This window comes from Halobellus ruber, from assembly GCF_014212355.1.
Classification (GTDB): Archaea; Halobacteriota; Halobacteria; order Halobacteriales; family Haloferacaceae; genus Haloquadratum; species Haloquadratum rubrum.
In genome coordinates this window covers 168,047-192,622 of sequence record NZ_JACKXD010000006.1, presented here as the reverse complement: position 1 = coordinate 192,622, position 24,576 = coordinate 168,047, and the positions used below count along the sequence as shown (strand labels likewise).

At 68.1% G+C, this 24,576-nt stretch carries 24 protein-coding genes; 14 read left to right on the top strand and 10 right to left on the bottom strand.

The window, feature by feature from the left end; translation table 11 throughout:
• Nucleotides 1–90 precede the first annotated feature (90 nt).
• Nucleotides 91–1,533, top strand: a complete 1,443-nt coding sequence (locus H5V44_RS15565; protein ID WP_185194051.1) for an NAD(P)H-hydrate dehydratase — start codon at nt 91–93, stop codon at nt 1,531–1,533.
• Nucleotides 1,530–2,066: a cyclic pyranopterin monophosphate synthase MoaC gene (gene moaC / locus H5V44_RS15560; protein ID WP_185194050.1), complete on the top strand. Its 537-nt coding sequence runs from the start codon at nt 1,530–1,532 to the stop codon at nt 2,064–2,066. Before H5V44_RS15565 ends, moaC begins: the two co-directional genes overlap by 4 nt.
• 5 nt (nt 2,067–2,071) lie before the next feature.
• Here the strand turns inward: moaC and hflX are convergent, their stop codons facing one another.
• Nucleotides 2,072–3,391, bottom strand: coding sequence for a GTPase HflX (gene hflX / locus H5V44_RS15555; protein ID WP_185194049.1), 1,320 nt, complete (start codon nt 3,389–3,391; stop codon nt 2,072–2,074).
• Between the two features lie 207 nt (nt 3,392–3,598).
• Between hflX and H5V44_RS15550 the strand changes: the two genes are divergently transcribed.
• A complete protein-coding gene (locus H5V44_RS15550) occupies nt 3,599–4,975 on the top strand; it encodes an MFS transporter (protein ID WP_185194048.1) in 1,377 nt (458 codons plus the stop codon).
• A 10-nt stretch (nt 4,976–4,985) separates the two neighbouring features.
• On the opposite strand, the gene thrS is transcribed toward H5V44_RS15550, so the two are convergent.
• The 5 genes from thrS to H5V44_RS15530 all read right to left on the bottom strand — a co-directional run bounded on the left by thrS (nt 4,986) and on the right by H5V44_RS15530 (nt 9,573).
• Nucleotides 4,986–6,911, bottom strand: a complete 1,926-nt coding sequence (gene thrS, locus H5V44_RS15545) for a threonine--tRNA ligase (protein WP_185194047.1) — start codon at nt 6,909–6,911, stop codon at nt 4,986–4,988.
• A gap of 53 nt (nt 6,912–6,964) precedes the next feature.
• The gene (locus H5V44_RS15540) at nt 6,965–7,753 is read right to left on the bottom strand and encodes an endonuclease V (protein ID WP_185194046.1); all 789 of its coding nucleotides are present in this window, start codon (nt 7,751–7,753) and stop codon (nt 6,965–6,967) included.
• A gap of 4 nt (nt 7,754–7,757) precedes the next feature.
• The gene (locus tag H5V44_RS15535) at nt 7,758–8,699 is read right to left on the bottom strand and encodes a rhomboid family intramembrane serine protease (protein WP_185194045.1); all 942 of its coding nucleotides are present in this window, start codon (nt 8,697–8,699) and stop codon (nt 7,758–7,760) included.
• Nucleotides 8,700–8,768: 69 nt separating this feature from the next.
• Nucleotides 8,769–8,891 (bottom strand): hypothetical protein, encoded by a 123-nt coding sequence (locus H5V44_RS17890; protein ID WP_281381274.1) that lies wholly within the window; start codon nt 8,889–8,891, stop codon nt 8,769–8,771.
• A gap of 148 nt (nt 8,892–9,039) precedes the next feature.
• Entirely contained in the window at nt 9,040–9,573 is a 534-nt protein-coding gene (locus tag H5V44_RS15530) for an inorganic diphosphatase (RefSeq protein ID WP_185194044.1), read from the bottom strand.
• Nucleotides 9,574–9,870: 297 nt separating this feature from the next.
• Between H5V44_RS15530 and H5V44_RS15525 the strand changes: the two genes are divergently transcribed.
• A complete protein-coding gene (locus tag H5V44_RS15525) occupies nt 9,871–10,230 on the top strand; it encodes a PadR family transcriptional regulator (RefSeq protein ID WP_185194043.1) in 360 nt (119 codons plus the stop codon).
• A gap of 18 nt (nt 10,231–10,248) precedes the next feature.
• On the opposite strand, the gene H5V44_RS15520 is transcribed toward H5V44_RS15525, so the two are convergent.
• Both H5V44_RS15520 and rnhA read right to left on the bottom strand, forming a co-directional pair.
• Nucleotides 10,249–10,905: a DUF7108 family protein gene (locus H5V44_RS15520; RefSeq protein WP_246404038.1), complete on the bottom strand. Its 657-nt coding sequence runs from the start codon at nt 10,903–10,905 to the stop codon at nt 10,249–10,251.
• Nucleotides 10,898–11,494 (bottom strand): ribonuclease HI, encoded by a 597-nt coding sequence (rnhA, locus tag H5V44_RS15515; protein ID WP_185194042.1) that lies wholly within the window; start codon nt 11,492–11,494, stop codon nt 10,898–10,900. The genes H5V44_RS15520 and rnhA overlap by 8 nt, the downstream gene beginning before the upstream one ends.
• A 104-nt stretch (nt 11,495–11,598) precedes the next feature.
• On the opposite strand from rnhA, the gene H5V44_RS15510 reads away from it, so the two are divergent.
• Nucleotides 11,599–12,582: a transcription initiation factor IIB gene (locus tag H5V44_RS15510; RefSeq protein ID WP_185194041.1), complete on the top strand. Its 984-nt coding sequence runs from the start codon at nt 11,599–11,601 to the stop codon at nt 12,580–12,582.
• Between the two features lie 238 nt (nt 12,583–12,820).
• Entirely contained in the window at nt 12,821–13,114 is a 294-nt protein-coding gene (locus H5V44_RS15505; protein WP_185194040.1) for a restriction endonuclease, read from the top strand.
• Nucleotides 13,115–13,298: 184 nt separating this feature from the next.
• Here H5V44_RS15505 and purN read toward each other — a convergent pair whose 3' ends face one another.
• Entirely contained in the window at nt 13,299–14,897 is a 1,599-nt protein-coding gene (gene purN / locus H5V44_RS15500; RefSeq protein WP_185194039.1) for a phosphoribosylglycinamide formyltransferase, read from the bottom strand.
• A 124-nt stretch (nt 14,898–15,021) separates the two neighbouring features.
• Between purN and H5V44_RS15495 the strand changes: the two genes are divergently transcribed.
• From H5V44_RS15495 to H5V44_RS15465, 7 genes are all read left to right on the top strand, one after another.
• On the top strand, nt 15,022–16,749 hold the full coding sequence (locus H5V44_RS15495) for a globin-coupled sensor protein (RefSeq protein ID WP_185194038.1): 1,728 nt from the start codon (nt 15,022–15,024) through the stop codon (nt 16,747–16,749).
• 46 nt (nt 16,750–16,795) lie between these two features.
• Entirely contained in the window at nt 16,796–18,190 is a 1,395-nt protein-coding gene (purB, locus tag H5V44_RS15490; RefSeq protein ID WP_185194037.1) for an adenylosuccinate lyase, read from the top strand.
• Between the two features lie 60 nt (nt 18,191–18,250).
• Complete coding sequence (locus H5V44_RS15485) at nt 18,251–19,333, top strand: glucose 1-dehydrogenase (protein WP_185194036.1); 1,083 nt, start codon at nt 18,251–18,253, stop codon at nt 19,331–19,333.
• Entirely contained in the window at nt 19,317–19,967 is a 651-nt protein-coding gene (gene gfcR, locus H5V44_RS15480; protein WP_185194035.1) for a transcriptional regulator GfcR, read from the top strand. The genes H5V44_RS15485 and gfcR overlap by 17 nt, the downstream gene beginning before the upstream one ends.
• 91 nt (nt 19,968–20,058) lie before the next feature.
• A complete protein-coding gene (locus H5V44_RS15475) occupies nt 20,059–20,400 on the top strand; it encodes a glutaredoxin family protein (protein ID WP_185194034.1) in 342 nt (113 codons plus the stop codon).
• A 233-nt stretch (nt 20,401–20,633) separates the two neighbouring features.
• Nucleotides 20,634–21,200 (top strand): DUF7110 family protein, encoded by a 567-nt coding sequence (locus H5V44_RS15470; RefSeq protein ID WP_185194033.1) that lies wholly within the window; start codon nt 20,634–20,636, stop codon nt 21,198–21,200.
• A 111-nt stretch (nt 21,201–21,311) separates the two neighbouring features.
• Entirely contained in the window at nt 21,312–21,845 is a 534-nt protein-coding gene (locus H5V44_RS15465) for an amino acid-binding protein (protein ID WP_185194032.1), read from the top strand.
• Nucleotides 21,846–21,875: 30 nt separating this feature from the next.
• On the opposite strand, the gene H5V44_RS15460 is transcribed toward H5V44_RS15465, so the two are convergent.
• Entirely contained in the window at nt 21,876–22,523 is a 648-nt protein-coding gene (locus H5V44_RS15460) for a type I 3-dehydroquinate dehydratase (RefSeq protein ID WP_246404048.1), read from the bottom strand.
• A 193-nt stretch (nt 22,524–22,716) separates the two neighbouring features.
• On the opposite strand from H5V44_RS15460, the gene H5V44_RS15455 reads away from it, so the two are divergent.
• Nucleotides 22,717–24,042 (top strand): glycerate kinase type-2 family protein, encoded by a 1,326-nt coding sequence (locus tag H5V44_RS15455; RefSeq protein WP_343067772.1) that lies wholly within the window; start codon nt 22,717–22,719, stop codon nt 24,040–24,042.
• Nucleotides 24,043–24,576: the final 534 nt, after the last annotated feature.

The window sequence follows — 24,576 nt, the reverse complement described above, 5'->3', positions numbered from 1 at the left end:
ACGTCCGAGAACGGCTAAATAAATTATATATTATATGTTCCCCGCCGGCACACCCGCGGTTTTTAGGGCGGCTCGCTCCAACACCGGACGATGATAACGAGCGAGCGGATGGCCGCGGTGGACCGCAACGCCGCGGCGCTCGGGGTTCCGCGGAAGCAGTTGATGGAGTCGAGCGGCAACGCGGTCGCCCGGGCGGTACGCCGGGTCGCCGGGGCCGGCGCGTCGGTCGCGGTCGTCGCCGGTCGCGGGAACAACGGCGGGGACGGCCTGGTCGCCGCCCGGTTTCTCGACGAGTACGACGTGACCGTCCACCTGCTCGGCCGGCCGGAGACGATCCGGACGCGGATCGCCCGCGAGAACTGGGACGCCCTGCAGGCTGCGGAGCACGACGCCCGGACGGTCACCGACTCGGCCGCCCTCGCCCTCGGGGATCCGGAGGTGGTCGTGGACGCGATGCTCGGAACCGGCGTGACCGGCGACCTCCGCGACCCCGAGACGACCGCCGCCCGCGCGATCAACGACGCGACGGCGACGGTGGTCTCGGTGGACGTGCCCTCGGGGGTCGACGCCGACACCGGCGAGGCTGCGGGGCTCGCCGTCGACGCGGATCACGTGGTGACGTTCCACGACCGGAACCCCGGACTCGACGGGCTCGACGCCGCGGTGACGGTCGAAGACATCGGGATCCCGGCGGCCGCAGAGCGGTTCGTCGGCCCCGGGGACCTGCTCTCCCTCGACCGCGACCCCGACAGCCACAAGGGCGACGCCGGGGAGGTGCTGGTGGTCGGCGGCGGCCCCTACGCCGGCGCGCCCGCACTCGCCGGACAGGCCGCGCTCCGGGCCGGCGCGGACCTGGTTCGGGTCGCGTGTCCGTCGTCAGTCGCCGACGCGATCCAGGGGTACACCGAGAACCTGATCCTCGGGCCGTTCGACGGCGAGCGGTTCGTCCCCGACGCGGTCGACGAGGTCCTCGACGCGGCCGACGACCACGATGCGGTCGTCCTCGGCCCCGGACTGGGCGACCACGCCGAGACCGAGACGGCGGTTCGGGCGTTCCTCGCGGAGTACGACGGCGTCGCGGTGGTCGACGCCGACGCGCTGGCGGTCGTCCCCGACGTCGACACCGACGCCACACTGGTGTGTACGCCCCACCAGGGCGAACTCCGCGGGATGGGCGGCGAGACCGAGGACGACTGGCGGACCCGGGCGGAGTTGGTGTCCGAGTTCGCGGCCGACCTCGGCCACCTCCTCCTCGTGAAGGGGCCGTACGACGTCGTCTCCGACGGCGACGAAACCCGCGTGAACCGCACTGGCAACGCGGCGATGACGGTCGGCGGCACCGGCGACGTGCTCGCCGGCGCGACGGGCGCGCTCTCGTGTGTCCTCGCCCCGCTACAGGCGGCGGCGGTCGCGGCGTACGCCACCGGCCGCGCGGGCGAGGCCGCGGCCGCGGAACGGGACCGCGGCCTGCTGGCGACGGATCTGCTCGCGGAGTTGCCCCCGGCGCTCCGGGATCAGGGGGGAGACGAATGACTCGCGACGACGCGGCCGCCGGGACCGATGGGGGGGACACGTCCGACGCCGGCGCGGACCTCACCCACGTCGACGAGTCGGGCGACGTCCAGATGGTCGACGTCGGCGCAAAGCCCGATACCCACCGGCGGGCGGTCGCCCGCGGGACGATCCACCTGACGCCGTCGACAGTGGCGGCGATCCGCGAGGACGGCATCGACAAGGGCGACGTGCTCGCGACCGCGCGGGTCGGCGCGGTCCAGGCGGTCAAACACACCTGGGAGACGGTCCCGATGTGTCATCAGATCCCGATCACGAACGTCGACACCGACTTCGACGTCCGGGAGGCGTCGGTGGTCCTCACGGTCACCGTCGAGACGACCGGCAAGACGGGCTGTGAGATGGAGGCGCTGGAGGGCGTCACGACGGGATTGAACGTCGTGTGGGACATGGTGAAGGCCGCCGAGAAGAACGACGAGGGGCAGTATCCGGACACCCGGATCGCCGACGTTCACGTCGCCGAAAAACGAAAGCGGCGGGTCGGCGGGGAGTAGCGGCGTCAGTCAGCGGACTCCGTGGTCTGCGAGTCGACCTCGGCGGCCTTCGCCCGCGCCTGCTCGACGATGGCGGGCCGCGCCGAGAACTCGACCAGCACCTCCTCGCCGGTGTACTCCTCGCGTTCGACGTTCCCGTGGTCGTGGAGCCACGACACCAGGCTCATCGCGCCGTCGGCGAGCGGCAGAAGCAGCCGCTCCTCGCGCCACGCCGGGAGTTCCGACTCGATGCGGTCGGTCAACTCACTCACGTTCTTGCCGGTGAGCCCCGAGACCGCGACGGGGTTCGGCGCCAGGGCGGAAAGCGCCGCCCGCTTCCGTTCGAGGTCAGCGTCGTCGACGCGGTCGATCTTGTTGAGCACCGTGACGATCGGCGCCTCGTTGCGCTCGTATAACGTGTCGTGGCAGGTCACTAGCTTGTCGCGCATCTCCTCGATCGGCTCGGCGGCGTCGACCACGAGCAACACCAGGTCCGCGCGGTAGACCGAATCCAGCGTGGACTCGAAGGACTCCACGAGCCAGTGGGGCAGATCGGAGACGAACCCCACCGTGTCGGTCAGGAGCACGTCGCGGGTCCCGGTGTCGGCGCGCCTGGTCGTCGTGCCCAGCGTGGTGAACAGCCGGTCCTCGGACTCCGCCGTGGGGTCGAGATCCGGGTGGAGGTCGTCGTTCTCGCCGACGTCTAAATCGTCCGCGAGCCGGCGCATCAGCGTCGACTTCCCGGCGTTGGTGTAGCCCGCGAGCGCCACCAGGTCGAAGCCCGACTCCCGGCGCTGCTCCCGGCGCGTTTCCTCCTTGTCGGCGATGTCGTCGAGTTCCTGTTTGATCCGGGAGATCTGGGCTTTGATGTCGCGCTCGCGGGACTCGTCGTACTCGCCGAGCCCCATAAACCCGGGGCGCTCGTCGCGTTTGGCCAGCGACGCCTTCGCCTCCGCCCGCGGGAGTTCGTACCGGAGCTCCGCGAGTTCGACCTGCAGTTGTGCTTTCCGGGTGTTGGCGCGCTGGCCGAAGATCTCCAGGATGAGCGTAAAGCGGTCGATCACCTCGACCCCGGCCGGGAGCTTCCCGCCGATGTTGTACGTCTGGTACGGCCCCAGCCGGTTGTCCACGACGACCGCCGCGGCGCCGGTCTCGGCGACCAGCCCGGCGAGTTCCTCGATTTTCCCCTCGCCGAAGTGGTAGGCGGCGTCCTCGGTCCGGGATTGCGAAAGGGTCGCAACGACCTCATAGCCCGCCGCGCGGGCCAGCTCCGAGATCTCACTCAGGTCCGCGCTCTCGCCGCTGTCGACGCGCTTTGCGACGACGACGGGGGTCCTGTCGCTCATCGGTGCTGCCCTCCGGCGGTCCGCTGGGGTGGTCCTGACACTGTCTTCCGGGTGGTAGGCCGCCGACCCACTTGAACGCTACCCGAAATACGACGGCCGTGGCCGGGATCCCCGTGAGCCGCCACGACACGCGCCTCGCCCGCGATCGCGGATCCACCGCGTCGTAAACACGCGATTTTTACCACTCCACGGGGAAGCACCGGCGGAATGGGGGGCCAAGAGCAGCGCGTCGGAGATATCGTCGACGAGGTCCCGGTCGGCCGGTTCCACTGGCTCGTGATCGCGATCGTCGGCGGCACCTGGGCGGCGATGGCGATCTCGATTCTCGCCATCTCCTTTACCCTCCCGACGTTCATCGAGCGCTGGACGCTTTCGGGGTTTTCGGCCGGCGTCCTCGGCAGTGCGAGCCTGCTCGGGATGCTCGCCGGCAACACCGTCGGCGGGTGGTACGCCGACCGCGCCGGCCGCAAGCGCACGCTCGTCGGCTCCATCGTCACCTTCTCGACGTTCACCGCGGCGACCGCCTTCGGCGTCGGCGTCTACTCGGTCGTCGCGCTCCGGTTTCTCACGGGCGTCGGTCTCGGCGGGGCGCTGGTCGCGGGCACCTCCTATCTCGCCGAACTCATCCCCTCGGAAGTTCGCGGGCGGTACATCACCTACCTGGAGGCGAGTTACTCGGTCGGCGCGATGGTGGTGGTGGTGTTCGCCTGGACCGTGTTGTCGGTGCTGGGCGCCCCCGACGGCCGGGTCGTCGGCGTGGCGGCCTGGCGGGTGTTCTTCGCGATCGGGATCGCGCCGATCGGACTCGCGGTCGTTGTGGTTCGGCTCCTCCCACGGTCGCCGTACTTCCTCGCCCGCCAGGGGCGGACGGCGGCCGCGACGGAGGCGCTCGAAACGATCGCCGCACGCGCCGGCGGCGACCTGCCGGCCGTCTCGGGGCCGTGGCGCGTCGCCGACGCCGACGACCTGGGCTACCGGCGGCTCTTCGAACCGGAGTTGCTCGGGACGACGGTCCTGGTTGCGAGCCTGTGGGCCGTGATCAACCTCACGTTCTACGGCGTCTTCACCTGGCTGCCCGACACGGTGGCGGCCGCGGGCTACGCCGACAACCTCTATGGCTTCCTGTTCGTCGTCACCGTCTTCCAGTTGGTCGGGCAGGTCAGCGCGGCGGTTCTGATCGAGGTGATCGGCCGGAAGTGGACGCTGGGGGGGTTCACCAGCCTCGGCGGCGTCGGCATCCTCCTGTTCGCGGGGGCGGTTCCCGGTGCGGGCATCGACTTCGGCGCCTCCCGGACGGCCGTGTTCCTGCTCGGGCTGTTCGTGATGGGGTTTGCGGTGCTCGGTGCGTGGGCGGTGCTGTACGCCTACACCTCGGAGATCTTTCCGACGGAGGTCCGGTCGACCGGATTGGGGTTCACGGGGTCGATCGGGAAGGTCGCCGCGGTCGCCGGCCCCGTGTTCTTCGGGACGCTCACACGGTTCGGGTATCTCGTCGCGTTCGCGCCGGTGGCGGTGTCGCTGGTGCTCGCCGGGGTCGCGCTTTTCGTCTGGGGCTCGGAAACGAAGGGTCAGACCCTGCTGTGAGGGGCGTCCGTTACTCCCCGATGAAGTCGGGTTCGAGCCGCCGGTCGTCGACCTCCGATCGGAGGTGTCTGCGGAACTCCTCGACCCCGACGTCGCCGCGCTCGCGTTCCTTCCGGTCCCGGACGGAGATGGTGCCCGCCTCGGCCTCGTCGCCGCCGACGACGATCATATACGGCACGCGCTCCTCCTGTGCCTCCCGGATCTTCCGGCCGAGGGTCCACGAGCGGTCCTCGACGGAAACGCGGAAGTCGTCGAGTTCGTTCTTCACGCGGTGGGCGTAGCCGAGTTGGTCGTCGCTGATCGGGAGGATCCGCACCTGTTCGGGCGCGAGCCACGTGGGGAACTTCCCGTCGAAATGTTCGATCAGCACCATGAAGAACCGCTCGTAGGAGCCGTACAGCGCGCGGTGGATCATCACCGGCCGGTGATCCTCGTTGTCCTCGCCGGTGTAGGTCAACTCGAAGCGCTCGGGCATATTGAAATCGAGCTGAACCGTCGGCCCGTCCCACTTCCGCCCGAGGGCGTCCTCGAACGCGAAATCGATCTTCGGGCCGTAAAAGGCGCCGTCGCCGGGTTCGAGGTCGTAGTCGATGCCGGCCGACTCCAGCACCGACCGGAGCTGGGATTCGGCCTGCTCCCAGATCTCGTCGCCGCCGACCGACTTCTCCGGGCGGGTCGCGAGCGCGACGTGGGCGTCGAGCCCGAACGTGTCGAGCACCTCGTAGATTGCGTCCATCACCTGGTTTACCTCCTGTTCGATCTGTTCGGGCCGGCAGAACAGGTGGCCGTCGTCGATCGTGAACGACCACACCCGCGAGAGCCCCGAGAGTTCCCCGCGCTGTTCCTTCCGGTAGACCTTGCCGTCCTCGAAGTACCGGACCGGGAGGTCCCGGTAGGACCACGACTTCTGGTCGAAGATGGTGGCGTGACCCGGGCAGTTCATCGGCTTTAATCCATACTCCTCGTCGTTGACCTCCTGGAGGAACATGTCGTCGACGTAGTTGTCGTAGTGGCCCGACTTCTTCCACAGCTCCGTCCGGAAGAGATGCGGCGTCTCGACGGGTTCGTAGCCGGCGTCGAGGTTCAACGAGCGGGCGTACTCGGAGAGTTCGTCCAGGATCCGCTTGCCGTTGGGATGGTACAGCGGTAGCCCGGGGCCGGTGACCTCGGGGATCGAGAAGAGGTCGAGCTCCTGGCCCAGCTTCCGGTGGTCCCGTTCCTTGGCCTGCTCGCGGCGTTGGAGGTACTGTTCGAGGTCGGCCTCGGACTCGAAGGCGGTGCCGTACACCCGGGTGAGCGTCTCGTTTTCCTCGTCGCCGCGCCAGTACGCCGAGGAGATGGTGAGCAGCGTGACCGCGCCGACGTCGCCGGTGGAGTCGACGTGCGGCCCCTGACACAGGTCCTCGAAGTCGCCCTGGACGTAGAAGGAGACCGGATCCTCGCCCGCGGCCTCCTCCTCCAGGATCTCCCGTTTGTAGCGGTTGTCGGGGTAGGTCTCGAAGGCGTCCGCGCGGGAGCGGGTCTCCCGTTCGATCGGGAGGTCCTCTTCGAGGATCGCCTCCATCTCCGCTTCGATCGATTCCAGATCGTCGGCGTCGAGGTCGACGTTCGCGACGTCGTAGTAGAACCCCTCGTCGGTCGGCGGACCGATCGCGAGTTTCGCTTCGGGGTGGAGGCGCTGGAGCGCCTGCGCGAAGACGTGCGCCGCGGAGTGCCGGAGCACGCGGAGGTACTCGTCGCTGTCCTCGGTGACGATGACGACCTCCGCGCCGTCGTGAACGGGGTCGACCTTGTCGACGAGCTCGCCGTCGACGACCCCGGCGACGGTGTCGCGGCCGAGTCCCGGCCCGATCTCGTAGGCGACGTCCTCGACCGTCGCCCCCTCGTCGACGGCGAGTTCCGACCCGTCGGGGAGGCTGACAACGATTTCGCTCATATGGTGTGGGAATGCCACCGCACGAATAAGTGTTTTCGAGTCCGGGAGCGGCGCTACTCCCGGGCGTTCCCGTCGTGTTCCCGTTTTAGTTCGTCGGCGTACGCGTCAGCACGCCGCGTCGGCTCCGGAAGCTTGTAGCCGTCACACAGCCGTTCGACCAGGTCGGTCGCGGTCCCGACGCCGACGCGGTGGCCGGGGCTGACGTAGAGGGGATTGATCCTCCGGCTCGAATCGTACTGCCGCGATTGGAAGGCGTGGCCGATGGCGGTGCCGGGTTTGGCGTTCTCCACGTCGGCGTCGGCCCGGATCGGCGCCCGCCACCCCTCGGGGCGCCCGTCGACGGCTTCGTCCGGCGTCCCACACAGCAGCCCCTTCGCGACGCCGACGCTCGGGAGGTCGAGGGTCACGCCGATGTGGGTCGCCAGCCCCGCCTGTCGGTAGTGGATCCGGCCGCTGCCGTCGAAGACGACGAGGTCGGGGTCGGCCGCAAGCTCCGAAAAGGCCGCCAGGATCGGGTCGCCCTCGCGGAACGCGAGCAGACCCGGAACGTACGGGATCGCGAGGTCGGTTATCGCGTGGGCTCGCTCGACGACCGTGTCCCCGCGAGTGACTACGACGACACTGACCGCGCGGTCCTCGGGGAACGCCTGGTCGACGCCGGCGACGAGCGGCGGGTCGGCGTCGGGTGCCGAAAGCGACCGATCTACCGCACCGACCGACTCCGTCGCGAAATCGAAGTCGTCGGTCCACGTCGCCGCCGCCGCGACCTCCCGCTGGAGCGACTCCATCACCTCCCGGCTCGCGTCGGGGTCGGGGACGAACGCCGGGCGTACGGGACGCATCGGGTTAGGGGCCGCGGCCGGGGCCGCCGGGACCGCCGGGACCGCCTCTCCCCCCGCCGCCGCGGCCGAACTCCAGGGAGTTAGGGACGCCGACGCGACCCTTCACGCGGGCGCCGTACGCCAAGCCGATCACGAGCCCCGCGAGGTGCGCCAGGTGGGCGACGTTGCCGCCGGTCAGCCCGCCGCCGAAGGCGCCGAACCCGGCGACGATGCTGAACGCGGCGAACCCGAAGGTCAACACCCACAGCGGCATCGGGATGATGAAGTAGAGGTACACCTTGAGGCCGGGATTCAGCACGGTGAGAACGCCGAGAACGCCCATAATCGCGCCCGACGCGCCGACGACGCCCGGTCCGAACGGGCCCACGGTCAGGATGGTGGAGCCGACCTGCGCCAGCCCCGCGACGATCCCAGCGCCGAAGAACAGGGCGGTGAACCGGCGGGTGTCGAGGTAGCGTTCGACCACCGGGCCGAAGAAGTACAGCGCGATACTGTTGAACGCGATGTGGGTGAACCCGCCGTGGGCGAAAATGGAGGAGATCCACGTCCAGACGTACCCGATGTTGCCGGGCGAGAGCACGAAAACGGCCTGCCAGAGGTCGCTCCGCGGGGGCGCCCCGAGGGCGAACGGGAAGACGAGATACTGAAGTCCGAACGTGATCCACATCACGCCCAGGAAGGTGTAGCTCATGTTCCCGCGGAAGTAGCCGAGTATCCCGCCCGTGCCGGTGAGACGGTCGAGGTACCCCGTGCTCGACGTCCGGCCGCGGTTCCGGACGGACTCGTCGAAGCCGCTGTCGAAGACGCCGGAGGGGTCGTCCCACTCGTTCAACCCCGGACAGTCGTGGTTCTCCGGCAGCCGGTGTTCGCCACAGAAGGTGTTCCCGCACCGGTGACACTGGTACGGGAGGTTCTCGTGCTCCCCGCACTCGTCGCAGGTAGCCATCACTCCCCGTAGTCGCGGCGGGAGTAAAAGCGGTTCCCTTCGCCGCACGCCGGACGCACTATCGCGGGGTTACGCCGATCCGACACGCTCCGTCGTCTCCCCGTCCCGGCCGTCGGGTTCGTTTCGCTGCCGGTGGTTGGCGGGGACGACCGTCGGGTGGGCGACGCCGACGCGAGGGGTGGACTCGGTCATACGCGTTTTCGAGTACGTCGCCGGCGGTGAAAGGATTACCCATACGCATAACGCATCGGCGTGGGAGCCACGATAACTCACGGGGATAGCGACGGTACCGGTCGGGAAAGCCGGTGTTCGGCGGTCGGAATCGCCGTCGCCGCGGGCGTTACGCGAACTCGTCCTCGTAGAGGTCCATCGCGCGTTCGATGGCGTCCTTGGCGGCGTCTGCGTCCTTCCAGCCGAGGGTCTCGGTCTCTTTGCCCGTTTCGAGGTTCTTGTACGTCTCGAAGAACTCCGAGATCTCGTCTTTCCGCTGGTCGGTGAGGTCGTCGACGCCCTCGACGTGGTCGTAGCGGGGGTCTTCGGCGGGGACGGCGATCACCTTGTCGTCCTTCTCGCCGTCGTCGTCCATCTCCATCATCGCGACGGGACGCGCCTCGATCACACACCCCGGGAACGTCTGGTCCTCGACGAGTACGAGAACGTCGAACGGATCCTCGTCGTCGTAGTAGGTCCGCGGCAGGAAGCCGTAGTCCGAGGGGTAGTGGACGTTCGAGTGTAGCACCCGATCGAGGACGACGCCGGGCACGTCCTTGTCGTACTCGTATTTGTTCCGCTCACCCTTGAGACACTCCACGACGGCGTAGACGACGTCGGGCGCGTCCGGTCCGGTTTCGAGGTCCTCCCAGAGGTTCGTCATACTCGGGAAGACTCCGAACGTACAAAAAGTCCTTTCGCATCGCCACCGGACGGCCGGAAGGTCCCGTCGGTCCACACCCGGTATGATCCGGATACTCGTCGGGGAATATCCCGATACTCGCCGTATGTTTCCGATAGTTGCGGCTGAGCCGACTGTACGTCCACTCTCGGTGGCGATTCGATATCATATATAATTCCTTTCAACCCGGACGCTGTACGGGATTCTCACACCCGAAAGGGGTCGGTCTACGCACTCCGGTTGAGAAGGCTTAAATGTGCCGACACCTTCAACGCAGCTATGACGGAAGTTCAGACGGCTGTCGAGAACGGCAGCGTCGTCCGTGATCTCACAGCGTTCCAGCAGAATATTCTCGTCATTCTGGCCGAGGAGCCGATGTACGGGCTCGCGATCAAGAGCCACCTCGAGACGTACTACGGCACGGAAGTGAACCACGGGCGGCTCTACCCCAACCTCGACGACCTCGTGGAGATGGGGCTGGTCGAGAAAAGCGAACTCGACAAACGCACGAACCAGTACGAACTCACCGGGGACGGCCACTCCGCCCTCCTAGACCAGTTCGACTGGATGTTCGGGAAATTCGTCACGGACGACGAGCGCGCGGCCGAGCTCACGGACCTGATCGACGCCAACCGGTAGCCGCCGCCGGCCGCGTTCCTACGTCCCGTCGCCGCGTTCCGCCGCCAGCCGCAGGCTCTCCTCGACGACAGCGGCCTGTTCGGCCGAGGGCCACGCGTTCCGCGGGTAGTACTCCGTCAGGAACTCCGCTCTCTCGGCTTCGGTCGCGTCGTCGACGCGCTTCAGATAGTGGTTCCCCATGAAGTCCGCGAACGCACGGACGTTCGCGGCGTGGACCTGGCCGTGTTCCTCGGCCACCGCCGCCACGATCGCCTCGTTGTCCGCCTCGACAGCCTCCCACTCGGCGCCGTGGTCGGGCCCGGACAGCGACACCTCGACCGCGCGGTCGGTGTCCTCGATCCGGTCGAGCTGGATCAAGCCCTCCTCGACCCACTCCTCGGGGTAGAGCACGAGCGTGTCGTCTTCCTCGCGGACGCGCGGAACGAAGTCGTGCTCCCGGACGATCTCCGCTCTGCGGTCGCGGTACACCGCCGCCTCGGCGTCGACCGCGGCGTCGGTAGCGAGTCGGGTCAGCCGCTCGGCTTCGGAGACGACCTCCTCGGGGATCTCCCGATCGCCCGTGTCGTCGCCCCCGTCGACTTCGTCGTCGGTTCCGTCGACGTACTCGCCCCCCTGTCCGCTGTCGGTGTCGTCCGCGTCTGCCGGGTCTGACGCCTCGTGTGGGTCCTCACGCATCGTCGAGTGCCTCGTTCGCTAGCGTGTCGGCGCGGTCGTTTACCTCTCTCGGTACGTGTTCGAGGGTCCACCGGTCGAACCGCTCTAGGAGCTCCCGGACCCGGACCCGCCGCTCCCGGAGTTCGGGGTTGTTTGTGTCGTACTCCCCGCGGACCTGCCTGACGAGCAGTTCGGAGTCGCCGCGGACGTCGACCTCGTCGAAGCCGTGCGCGTCGGCGGCCTCCAGCGCCCGGATCACGGCGGCGTACTCCGCGCGGTTGTTGGTGGTCTCGCCGATCCGGTCGCCGCCCTCGTCGACGATCCCCTCGTCGGTGACAAGCACCCACCCGATCGCCGCCGGACCGGGGTTGCCGCGGCTCGCCCCGTCGAAGTAGACGTGCGCCCGTCCGCCCTCGGCGGGCCGGAGCAACGCGAGCAGGTCCGTCGGGTTCGTCCCCTGCACGACGACCGTGTCGTCGTAGGCGACGGCCGTGGCGTCGCCGCGCTCGGCCCGCCACCGCTCGTATTCGGTGTTCCCCGCAACGACCTCGGCGCCCGCAGCCTCGAGGCGGTCGCGAGCGGCGTCGGGGTCACACTCAAGACTGGGCATACCGGAGGGAGTTCCAGCGAGGGGATGAAGCTTCGGTCTCGGCCGGATTTTACGCACGCCGGCGGAGTGTTTAAGTCCGTCCAGTTGTCGAATATAAAAATGCGATGACACGGCCCACCCGCCAGCGGGAACAGGACGCCGACAGGACGCGGTGGCAGGGCGACCGCGAGGAGGAATCCGACGAGGAAACTGACGACATCGACGTCGAGGATATGGACGAGGAAGACCTCGTCCGCACGGGTGATGGGGAACTCATCCACGAACCGACGGGGATCGTCGTCGAGGAAGAACAGATCGATCCCGGGCCGGAGTGGCGGGCGTTCAACCACTCCGAGCGGCAGGAGAAGTCCCGTGTGGGCGCGCCAACGACCCAGACGATGCACGATAAGGGGCTGACGACGACGATCGATTGGAAGGACAAAGACGCCTACGGCCGGTCGATCTCCTCGCGGAAGCGCTCGCAGATGCACCGGTTGCGGAAGTGGCAGGAGCGGATCCGGACGAAGGACGCGGGCGAACGCAACCTCCAGTTCGCGCTCTCGGAGATCGACCGGATGGCCTCGGCGCTGGGTGTGCCGCGGTCCGTCCGCGAGGTCGCGTCGGTGATCTACCGCCGCGCGCTCAACGAGGACCTCATCCGCGGCCGCTCCATCGAGGGGGTCGCCACCTCCGCACTGTATGCAGCGTGCCGGAAGGAGGGCATTCCCCGCTCCCTCGAGGAGATTTCGGAGGTCTCCCGCGTCGACCGCAAGGAGATCGGCCGGACCTACCGGTACATCTCCCAGGAGCTGGGCCTGGAGATGAAGCCGGTCGACCCCAAGAAGTACGTCCCGCGGTTCTGCTCGGAACTCGAGCTCTCGAAGGAAGTCCAGTCGAAGGCCGACGAGATAATCGAGACGACCGCCGAGAAGGGGTTGCTCTCCGGGAAGTCGCCGACGGGCTTCGCGGCGGCGGCGATCTACGCGGCGTCGCTTCTGTGTAACGAGAAGAAAACCCAACGCGAGGTCGCCGACGTCGCCCAGGTGACCGAGGTCACCATTCGGAACCGGTATCAAGAACAGATCGAGGCGATGGGGATCCACAGTTAATCGGCCGCTCCCCCGGCGGACCGGGCGGGTCGGAGACGGCGCGACCGCAGTGGGTGCGTATTCCCGACATCTCCCCGACCGGGAACAGTGTATTCATATCGCCGATGGTTCTGTCTCCGAACACGCTGACCGCGTTACTATACCGAACTGGTCGCTTCGCGCCGAACGGCGCCGCCGACCCGCAGACATAGCATCCGACGGCGACGGGCTCGCGCCGTCGCTCCGAACGCTGCGGTCGATGGACGAGTACCGCTTCGAGCGGTTCGTCGCGGACCTCTGGGAGGAGATGGGGTACCGCACGACCGTTCGCCCGCCGTCGCGGGACGCGGGGATCGACGTGCTGGCCCGCAACCGCGGGCCGGGCGGCGCGACCGAGGCGATCCGGGCGAAACGGTACGAGGAGTCGACGACCGTCGGCGGCCCGGAGATCCGGCAGTACTTCGCGATGACGTACCAGGTCGGTGCCGACGAGGGGCTTATCCTCGGCGGCGGCCGGCGACGACGGCCCGCAATCGTGTCTGAAATCGCGTGAGACTCACTCCGTTCGTCTCACTGACTTCCGACCCTCCCTCGCTCCCCTCGGTCGTGTCTGAAATCGCGTGAGACTCACTCCGTTCGTCTCACTGACTTCCGACCCTCCCTCGCTCCCCTCGGTCGTGTCGAAAGCCGCGTCATCGCTTCGCTCTGCCGCGAGTTTCAGACGGATTTCGCTCCGCTCAATCGTGTCTGAAACACCGCCGGCCGGTGAACGCCATCGGCATCCCGCGGTCGTTGCAGGCGGCGATCACGTCGTCGTCGTTGACCGACCCGCCGGGTTGGATCACGGCTTCGACCCCCGCGTCCGCGGCGCGTTCGACGCCGTCGGGGAACGGAAAGAAGGCGTCGGAAGCCAGCACGGTACCTTCGACGTCCTTCCCTTCCGCGTGCTCGTCGGCCTTCATCGTGGCGAGCCTGACGGCGTCGACCCGGGAGACCTGTCCCGCGCCGACGCCGACGGTTTCGGTGCCGTCGGCGAGCACGATCCCGTTGGATTTGACGTGTTTCAGCACCTTCCAGGCGAACAGCATCGTCTCGACCTGCTCGTCGGTGGGGGCGGTCTCGGTCACCACCTCCAGGTCCTCGCGGGTCGGCGCCCATCCGTCCCGCTCCTGGACCAGCCGCCCGCCCGCGAGCCGCTTCTCGGTCAGGCGGTCCGCAACGTCTCCGTCGAGGTCGCCCACGTCGAGCACCCGCAGGTCGTCCTCGTCGGCCAGGATCTCGACGGCGGCGTCGGTGTAGCCCGGCGCGACGACGACCTCCTTGAACGAGTCGACGATCCGCTCTGCGGTATCGGCGTCGCAGGGCCGGTTCAAGCCGACGATCCCGCCGAACGCGCTCATCGCGTCGGTCGCCAGGGCGTCGGCGTAGGCGTCGGCCAGGGTGTCGGCGGTCGCACACCCCGCGGGGTTCGTGTGTTTGATGACCGCCGCCGCGGGGCCGTCGAACTCGCGGATCAGGTTGAGAGCGGCGTCGGCGTCGTTGTAGTTGTTGTACGACAGCGCCTTTGCACCCGCGTTCAGCTGGGGGACGTCGACCACGCCGGTCGCCTCGCTGCCGGCGTCGGCGTAGACCGCCGCGGCCTGGTGTGGGTTCTCGCCGTACCGGAGTTCCGACACCCTGTCGCCGGAGACGACGCGGCGTTCGGGGAAGTCGCCGGCCTCGTCGCCCTCGATACTGACTGTCGGACCCCCGGTGCCGACCCCGTCGTCGATCCGGACGCGATCCGCCGCGAACCACCTGATCGCGCGGGGGTACGCCGCGAACTCTGCGTCGTGAAGGACGCGGCGTTTCAGCGCCGCGGCGTCGTCGTCGTCGTAGACGGGGACGACCTCCTGGGTGACGATCGGGCCGTCGTCGACCGTCTCGGTCACGACGTGGACGGTGCACCCCGTCACGCGGACGCCGGCGTCGAGCACCTGTTCGTGGGCGTCGTCGCCGGGAAACGCCGGCAGCAGCGAGGGGTGGACGTTGAGCGTCGGGGGGACCTTGTCGAGGAACTCCGGGGAGAGGATCCGCATATAGCCGTCGAGACAGACGAGGTCGAGGTCGTAGCCGGCCAGCGCGTCGACGAGCCGGCGGTCGTGTGCCTCGCGGGCCTCCCCGTCGCGGCGCTCGACGGTCTCCGTCGGGATGCCGCGGTCGGCCGCCGCCTCGAGAACGGGCGCGTCGTCGTGGTCCGAGAGGACCACAGCGAGGGACGCGCCGCCGGGACGTTCGTCGTCGATGTGCAGGAGGTTCCGCCCGCGGTTGCTCGCCAAGCCCGCGATCCGAGTCATACCTTCGACGCCGCCCGCGGGTGGTAAGTCAGTTGTGGTGGTGGGCGGCGTCCGTGTGCGCCCGAGAATCCATATTGATAAACGTAGGCGAAGTTATTTCCCACCGTCAGTTGGACTTCCGGCAATGTCCGACGTTACGCAGTTTGGGATGGACGATTTCGGGAACGGGAGACTCAACGAACAGTTGGACGTCGAGACGTTAGTGAGCGACATCGGACTCGACGACGAGGAGATCGCGTGGCGGAAGGAGTTCATCGGGTTCGACCGGGACGACGTCAGACGCCTGCAACGGTACGAGGAGGTGTTTGCGAACAACGCAGAACAGGTCGCAGACGACTTCTACGACAACCTGACCGACTACGAGGAGACCGTCGAGGTGATCGGCCGCTCGGAGAAGGGGATCGACGCGCTCAAGCGCACCCAGTCGGCGTATCTGACGACGCTCGCCGAGGGGGCATACGGGCAGGAGTACTTCCGTGAACGCGCCCGCATCGGCAAACTCCACGACATGTTGGAGATGCCGATGAAGTACTACCTCGGACAATACGGGGTATACTACGACCTCATCCTGCCGCTCGTCGGTGACGAACTCGTCGAGTCGGTGACCGACAGGCTCGGGTCCGCGGGCGGGGATGGCGTCGACGGCACGGCGGACGACTGCTTCCGCGACGACCTCGAAACCGCCGTGAGAGAGGAGGTAGACGACGTGATCGAGGACATCCTGTCGATACTGCGGATCGTAAACCTGGACATACAGGTGGTCACGGATACGTACATTCACTCCTACAACGAGCGGCTCGAGGCGGCGATACGGGAAAACGACCGGCTGATGTCGGAGGTCGAGTCGGACATAGAACAGCCCGTCAACGAACTCCGAGACACCTCCGACGACGTTACCGACAGCGCGACCGAGATCAGCGAAGCCGCAGCACAACAGTCGGACAATCTTGAGGAGGTGAGTTCGGAGGTATCGAGCCTCACCGCGACGGTCGAGGAGGTTGCCGCGACCGCAGAGGAAGTAGATAGGGTCAGCGAGCGGGCGAGAGCGATGGCACAGGAGGGACAGGAGTCGGCCGACGAGGCCGTCGCGGTGATGGACGACATCCACCGGACGGTTGACGCCGTGGGATCGGACGTGGACGACCTCCGAGGGCGGATCCAACGGATCGACGAGTTCGTCGAGAGCATCAACGGGATCGCCGACCAGACGAATCTGCTGGCGTTGAACGCGTCGATCGAGGCGGCCCGGGCGGGCGAGGCCGGCGACGGGTTCGGCGTAGTCGCCGACGAAATCAAATCCCTCGCTACGGAGTCGCAGTCGGAGGCCGCCGAGATCGAGGCGATGGTATCGGAGATCCAGGCGGACGCCGAGAAGACCGCCGCCAGTCTAAACGAGATGACAGAACAGGTGACACGCGGGATCACCGGTGTCGAGGAGAGTATGCGGAGCCTGTCGGACATCGTCGACGCGACCGCGGAAGCCGCCGACGGGATCGGCGAGGTCTCCGAAGCCACCGACGACCAGGCTGCGACGGCGGAGGAGATCTCCGCGATGGTCGACGAGGTCGCCGAACGGGCGGAGCAGGTCGCCACGGAGGTGGAGAACCTGGCGGCTGCAAACGAGGAACAGTCAGCGATGGTCACCGAGGTCGAGCGCTCGGTCGCCCGGTTGACCGAACGGGAGACGGCGACCGACGGCGGTGTGACCCGCGGCGACGGGGCGGACGCCGGCGAGGTGACCGTTCCGGCGGACCTGCCCGACGGGATGCCGGAGTTCGTCGTGGAGATGCTGTCCGAGGAACGGCTCCGGGAGATCGCACAGGGTGATGTCGAGCAGTTCGACGCGATGTAAGCCCAGCTACCGACACCCTTTTTTGATCCACCGCGGCACCTGAAGTATGGACGATATTCCGCGCTCGGACCCGCTGGCGGCCGTTTCGCCGCTCGACGGGCGGTACGCGGGCCGCACCGGACCCCTCGTACCGTACGCCAGCGAGGCGGCGCTGATGCGCGCGCGGCTCCGCGTCGAGGTCGAGTACCTGATCGCGCTGGCCGACCTCGACGCCACGCGGCTGTCGCTTTCCCCCCAGGAACGCAGCGACCTCCGGGCGGTCGTCGAGGGGTTCGACGCCGACGACGCCCGGCTGATCAAGCGGCTCGAAACCGAGGGGGCGGCGGGGTACGACGCGACGAACCACGACGTGAAAGCGGTGGAGTATTTCCTCCGGACCCGGAGTGAAGAGCGGCTCCACCCGTGGATCCACTTCGGGCTGACCTCCGAGGACGTGAACAACCTCGCCCACAGACTGTTGATCGGCCCCGCCGTCGAGGAGGTGCTGCTCCCCGCGCTCGCGGCCGTCCGCGACGAACTCGTCGCCCTCGCCCACGAGTACCGGGACACGCCGATGCTCGCCCGGACCCACGGTCAGCCCGCGACGCCGACCACGTTCGGCAAGGAGATGGCGGTGTACGCCGCGCGGCTCGGAAACGCAACGGGCCGGATCGCCGACGCGACGGGGAGCCTCTCCGGGAAGCTCGCGGGCGCCTCCGGCACCTACGCCGCCCACGTCGCCGCCTACCCCGGCGTCGACTGGCGGGCGTTCGCGCGGTCGTTCGTGACCGGTCTGGGGCTCGAACACACCGCCCTGTCGACGCAGGTGAACCCCTGCGACGACCTCGCGGCGACCTTCGACGCGCTGCGGGGTGCCAACAACGTCCTGCTGGACCTCGACCGCGACGTCTGGCTGTACGTCTCGGATCGCTACCTCGGCCAGGAGGCCGACGAGGGCGAGACCGGGTCCTCGACGATGCCGCACAAGGTGAACCCGATCGACTTCGAGAACTCCGAGGGGAACCTCTCGAAGGCCAACTCGGACCTGGAGTTTCTCGCGGACTACGTCACCACCTCCCGGCTCCAGCGGGACCTCTCGGACTCGACGGTGAAGCGCAACGTCGGCGCGGCGTTCGCCCACTGTCTCGTCGGCTACGGGAAGACCGAAGCGGGGCTCGGGAAGGTCGTGCCCAACGAGGTGGTGATGCGCGAGGACCTCGACGCCCACCCGGAGCTCATCGGCGAGGCGGTCCAGACGATCCTGCGCCGGGAAGGCGATACCGAGGCCTACGAGCGCGTCAAGCAACTCACCCGCGGGCGGGACGTGACGCTCGCGGACTTCCGGGACCTCTTCGACGACCTCGACGTGGACGACGACGTCCGCGCGGAGCTCCGGGGGCTCTCGCCCGCCGAGTACGTCGGGCTCGGCAACGAACTCGTCGACGACCTGGACGAGGCGTGACCCGCGTAATTAACTCGATGTGAAATAAATCTTTTATCGACTCGGGGGCTACGTGGGTGTATGCAGACCATCGCAGTCGAGCGGGGACGGGGCGAGCCGGCGGTCCTCGACCGGGAACGGCCGGAGCCGGCCGCCGGCGAGGTGCTGGTGCGGACGCTCCGGGTCGGCGTCGACGGGACCGACTTCGAGGTCATCGCCGGCAACCACGGCGAGTTCCCGGCGGGCGAGGATTTCCTCGTGTTGGGCCACGAGGCGGTCGGTGTCGTCGAGGACGGCGGCGGGACGGCGTTTTCCGCGGGCGACGTCGTCGTCCCGACGCTCCGTCGGCCCCCCGGCGGCGAGCGCAACGAGTTCTTCGAGCGCGGCGAGTCGGATATGGCCCCCGCCGGGAAGTACCACGAGCGGGGGATCGTCGGCGCGCACGGATACATGTCGGAGTACTTCGTGACCGACGCCGAGTTCCTGCTCGAAGTCCCGCCCGCGCTCGCCGACGTCGGGTTCCTGGTCGAACCCCTCTCGATCGCGGTGAAAGGGGTCGAACTCGCTACCGCCTCGCGGTCGTCGTTCACCTGGGAACCGGAGTCCGCGGCGGTGCTCGGCAACGGGAGCCTGGGGCTGCTCACGCTTGCGTACCTGAAACACGTCGAGGGGTACGACCGGCTCTACTGCCTCGGCCGTCGGGACCGCCCCGACCCGACGATCGAGATCATCGAGGAGTTGGGTGCGACCTACGTCGACTCCCGGGAGACGCCGGTGTCGGAGATCCCGGCGGCCCACGAGCCGATCGACTTGGTGTTCGAGGCGACGGGCTATGCGAAACACGCCTTCGAGACGATCGACGCGCTGGCACCGAACGGGGTCGGCGCCCTCCTAGGCGTCCCCGAGCCGTGGGAGTTCGAGGTCGACGGCGGCCGGCTCCACCGCGAGTTGGTGTTGCACAACAAGGCGCTCGTCGGCAGCGTGAACTCCCGGATACAGCACTTCGAGGCGGCCGCGGAGGCGCTTTCGGCGTTCCCGGAGTGGTTCCTCGACCGCCTGGTGACTGGGGTCTACGGCGTCGACGAGGTGGCCGCCGCGTTCGAGGACGACGACACCACTATAAAAACCGCCGTGCAATTCAGCGAGTATGAAGAACGTCGATGACCTGATCGCGAGCGCCGCCGAGCTCGCCGACCGGGGGCTCTCGAAAGGCGAGATCGCGGACGAACTGAACGTCTCCCGGGAGACGGCGAGCTGGCTCGTCGACCGCGGCGGGTCGGGCGAGTCGGCGACCGAGCCCGACCCCGCGGAGCCGACCGAGTCCGGGGGCGGTCCCCACGACATCCACGTCGACTGGAGCGCGGTCGGACGCGACTCCAGACGGCTCACGCAGGTGGGCCGGGCGATGGCGGATCTCCTCTCGAAGCAGGGCGAGGAGGTGGACCTGACCATCGGGATCGAGAAGGCGGGCGCCCCGCTCGCGACGGTGGTGTCCCAGGATCTCGACACGGATCTGGGGTCGTACGCCCCCGCGAAACACCAGTGGGACGAGGGCGACATCGACGACCTCGGCGGCTCCTTTTCCCGGAACTTCGCGGGGATCCGCGACCGGGACTGCTACGTGGTCGACGACATCGTGACCTCCGGGACCACGATGCGGGAGACCATCGACGCGATCCGCGCCGAGGGCGGCCGGCCGGTGGCGTGTGTCGTCGTCGTCGACAAGCAGGGCATCGAATCCATCGAGGACGTCCCGGTGTACTCGCTCATCGACGTCGTCCGCGTCGGCAACGACTGAGCCGGGACCCGGGGCGCCAGCCGTCGAGACGCGGCCGAATCGGCGGCGCCGGGACGCAACCCATTTGACCGCCGATCCCCTACATCGTGGTATGACGTTCCAGCCCGAATCGGAGCTGAGCAGCGAGGAGGTACAGGCGGCCGTCGACGACGCCATCGAATCGAACGACGTCGTCCTGTTTATGAAGGGCAACCGGCTGATGCCGCAGTGCGGCTACTCCCAGCGCGCGGTGAACCTCATCTCACAGTACGTCGAGGAGTTCGAGACCGTCGATACGCTGCCCGCCCTCGCGGAGTACCGGGCGGCGCTGGAGGAACACAGCGGGTGGGAGACCATCCCGCAGACCTTCGTCGACGGCGAGTTCGTCGGAGGCAGCGACATTCTGGCCGAACTCGACGAACGCGGGGAACTCGAGGAGACGCTGACGGCGTAGCGACCCCGCCACGGCTCACGCCCGATAAGGCCTGCGCCGGTCACACGGCGTCGAGGAGCGTTTCTCCGTCGCGGACGGTCGATCGAGTCCGCCACAGCGGCTGCCCTGCGGAACCGACCCCGTTACCGTTGATCATAGAAGGGTAGGCCATATAAGCCCGGGGTCCCTACTACTGGATAGGTACCGACGTCACGTCGCGTCCGCTTCGCGCGGGTACCACTCCCCCAATAACTATGTCAGGCCGCGTATACCGACTTCACTCGACACTGGAACTGCCCCTGGAAGATGTCGAAGAGTATCTGAACGGTGACCCGGACCTGCCCCCCGAGGTCGACGACGTGGAGGTGACCCGCCGCAACAACACGCTCATTCTCAAGGCCGTCGCCGCCGAGGACGATCTGAGCAAGTACACCCCGACCGCCCAACTGAAGGCGAGCATCACCGAAAACCGCGTCTACGAGGAGGAGCCCCCGCGGGCCGGCGCGCCGCGGTGGGACGAGGAGGAGGAGGAGATCCCCTCCGAACTCGTCGAGTTCGCGTGCTTCAAGGGCGACCGGGAGACGGTGCTACAGAACACCGCGCTCCAGTATCCGATGTTTCTGGTCCTCCGGGAGATCGCACTCCGTGCGGAGAAGGGGACACTCACCGCGATCACGGAGGTCGACGGCGAACTCGCGGCCCACCGGATCGTGGAGGGCGAGGAACGGCCCGCGAGCATCGAGGTCGTCGAGAACCCCGCCCAGGGCGAGGGCGGGTCGAACGGCGTGAACTGGCGCGATAATAAGTTCATCTCGGATTAACCCCGGCGTCGGTCGCGGTGCGTGTCGCCACGCCCGACAGTATCTTTATTTCCGTTCCGTCCGCGACATCGGATATGCACGCGGACGCGTCGACCCGGGGGTGGACGGCCCGTGAGTGACGCCGAGACGGAGGTCCGCGCGTACACGCTGCGACTGGAGCTGGTCGACGAACCCGGGGAGTTGCTGCGGGCGCTCCGCCCGGTCGCCGACCACGGCGGCAACCTGCTGTCGATCTTTCACGAGCGGGGGAACGTCACGCCGCGGGGCCACATCCCGGTCGAGGTCGACGTGGAGGCGACGCCGGACCGCTTCGAGCGGATCATCGACGACCTCCGCGAGGCCGGGATCAACGTGATCCAGGCGGGCACCGAGCGGTACAGCGAGGAGGTCACGGTGGTGCTGTCGGGGCACGTCATCGAGACCGACCTCTCGGATACGCTCTCGCGGATCCGCGGGTCGACGACGGCGACGGTGACGGATCTGGCGGTCGCGGCGACAGAGGGAACCGCCGACGTCTCCAGCGCCCGGCTGGGGATCTCCGCGGAGGCCGGCACGATCGAGGGAGTGTTGGAACTGCTCCGGACCGTCGCCGCCGAGAAGGACCTCGAACTGATCGAGCCGCTTCCGGGCGGGTCGCGGGGCTGAGCCGCCCCGCCTGCGACGCCGGCGACGCGCTCAGTTCGGGAGCGACAGCCCCGAAGGTGTCGAGACGTCGTCGCCGAGCCCCTCAGTGGCCGGCGCGTCCCCGTCGATCCGCGTAGCGTCGACGAGCGCCCGGAGCGTCCGCAACGGGAACTGTCCGGGCGCGTATTCGCTTTCGTCGTCCGCCAGCGGCGCGTAGCCCAGCTTCGAGCCGTAGACGTGGCCGACGACGCGGGTGTGGCTCCCGAGCTCGCCCATCGCGATCCCGGCGGCGTCGATCCCGGCCTGCGTCGCCTCGTGGAGGGCGCCCAGAAGCGTGAGGGTGTCCGAGGGGTCGTTCGGGAACGTCGCGACCTTCGCGACGTCGCCGTAGTCCGCACACTGGTCGATTATCGCCATCAGGACCTCCCGCTCCGGCGTCGCGTCGAAGTCGTGGTGGGAGACGATGAGGTCGACGTCGTTCCCGCGGAACTCCCCGGTCAGCCACTCCGTCGCCCGGACGGTTTCGAGTTCGATGTCGACGTACGCGACGGCGTCGAACCGGGAGGCCGCAAAGAGGGCGTCCAGCCGGCCGGCGTCGCGGGCCTTCCCGCCGAACCACTGGTTCCGGTTGGTGGCGAGGATCGGGAGCTCGCCGTCGTAGGCCTCCAGCTGTGCGATCGGATCCGTCGCCTTGTCCATCCGGAATTCGACGAGATCCGCCGCCCCACGCGCCTCCGGCTCCCGTGTGAGATCGTTGGTCGTGGCCGCGAGAGCGAAGTCGTCGATGGTCATGTCACGCGGTACCACCCAGCTGCACATAAATTTGCTTATGCGGTCGACCGCACCCCGGTTCGGGACCGGATTTTATCCCCTCGGGACCGAAGACGCAGTCGTGATCGACCGAGGGAGCATCCGGGCCGGGAGCCCGGCGGTGGAGGTCGTACTCGACGCCGTCGCGGCCGGGATCGACGCCGCCCGACCGGGGACCGTCCTTCGGGACGCCGTCGGGGTCAAGGACGGGGGGCTCACCGTCGGCAACGCCGCGTACGACCTCGCGGCATACGACGAGGTGCTTTTCCTCGGCGGCGGCAACGCGGCGGGTCGGGTCGCGAGCCACCTGCCCGAACGCTTGGGTCCGGCCCGCTCCGGCGGGGTGGTCGTGACTGACGACCCCGTTCCCGTCGACGGCGTCGACGTCGTCGAAGGCACCCACCCCGTCCCGAGCGAGCCCAACCGCGAGGGCACGCGCCGGCTGCTGGAGCGCGCCCGGGCGGCCGACGGCGACACCCTCGTCGTGGTCGCAGTGACCGGCGGGGGTAGCGCGCTGCTCGCCGCGCCCGTCGAGGGGGTGACACTTGCCGACCTCCGGGAGCTCACCGACGTCTTAGTCCGCTCGGGCGCGCCGATCGACCGGATCAACGCCGTCCGGAAGCACGTCTCGGCGGTGAAAGGCGGACGCCTCGCCCGGGCGCTCACACCGGCGACGACTGTCGGTGTCGTCTTCAGCGACGTGACCGCCGACGACCCCTCGGTGGTCGGAAGCGGCCCGATCTCCCCGGACCCGACGAGCTACGACGACGCACTGACCGTGCTCTCGGAGTACGACGTCGACGCCCCGGAGTCGGTGACGCAGCACCTCGAACGGGGCGCGGCCGGCGAGGTCGCTGAGACGCCCGCAGCCGACGATCCGGCCTTCGACGACGTGTCGGTCCACGTCCTCGCGAACAACGCCACCGCGGTCGGGGCCGCGCGGGAAGCGTGTGCGGACCGCGGGTTCGAGCCGCTCGTCCTGTCGTCGTCGGTTCGTGGCGCATCGCAGGCGGCCGCGGTGACCCACGTTGCGGTCGCCGAGGAGGTTCGTCGACGCGGCGACCCCGTCGAACCGCCCGCGGCGATCCTCTCCGGCGGGGAGACCACCGTCGCGGTCGGCAAGAGCGGGGGGACCGGCGGGCCGAACCAGGAGTTCGCGCTGCGGGCGGCGGTCGACCTTCCGGCCCGGACGGTCTGCTGTGCCGTCGACACCGACGGCCGCGACGGCCCGACCGACGCGGCGGGCGCGGTCGTCGACCCCGACACCGTCGACGACCGGCGCAGCGCCCGAGAAGCGCTCGCGGCACACGACGTACACGGCTACCTGGAGGAGCGGGGAGCGCTCGTCCGGACCGGCACGACCGGCACCAACGTCAACGACCTCCGGGTGCTCCTGGTCCCGGAGTGAGGAGGGTTTCCGGCAGTGTTCGGATCGGCTGGTGTCGTGTGAGCACTGAGTGCTCGAGCCGGTCGTCGACGATTGTTGGGCAGCGCACTAAAGTAGTTTTTCTTATTATTTTCCTTTCATACAATACTTTTTATCATTGTCTCGGCGTTGCTCGCGCCTACAATCGGATCCGTGTCCCTGGCTGACTTGCTGTAGTCACGTAGTGTCGTTGACGAAGGATACGGCGTCGTCGACATCGAATTATTACGTAGGTTATCAAAAATCGCCGCTGAAGCGTTCGTTATCCACAGCTATTCCTGTCCGGTCAGCCGAACCGGGATCCGGCGGCCGACCGCATGCGGCCCGCAGGTTGGTTCCACTCGTTCGATTGTGGACGGTTCCGCCGAGCCCGTCCCCGAACTAAACATAAATAAAATTAGTAGTGTTTAAAATTGGTGTTTAATCGAAAAACGACTAACCACTGTGCCGTATCATCCGTCAGAGTGTGGCTCGTGTTCACCGGCCGCGGATCCGGCAACGTGTGGGTTTCCCGCC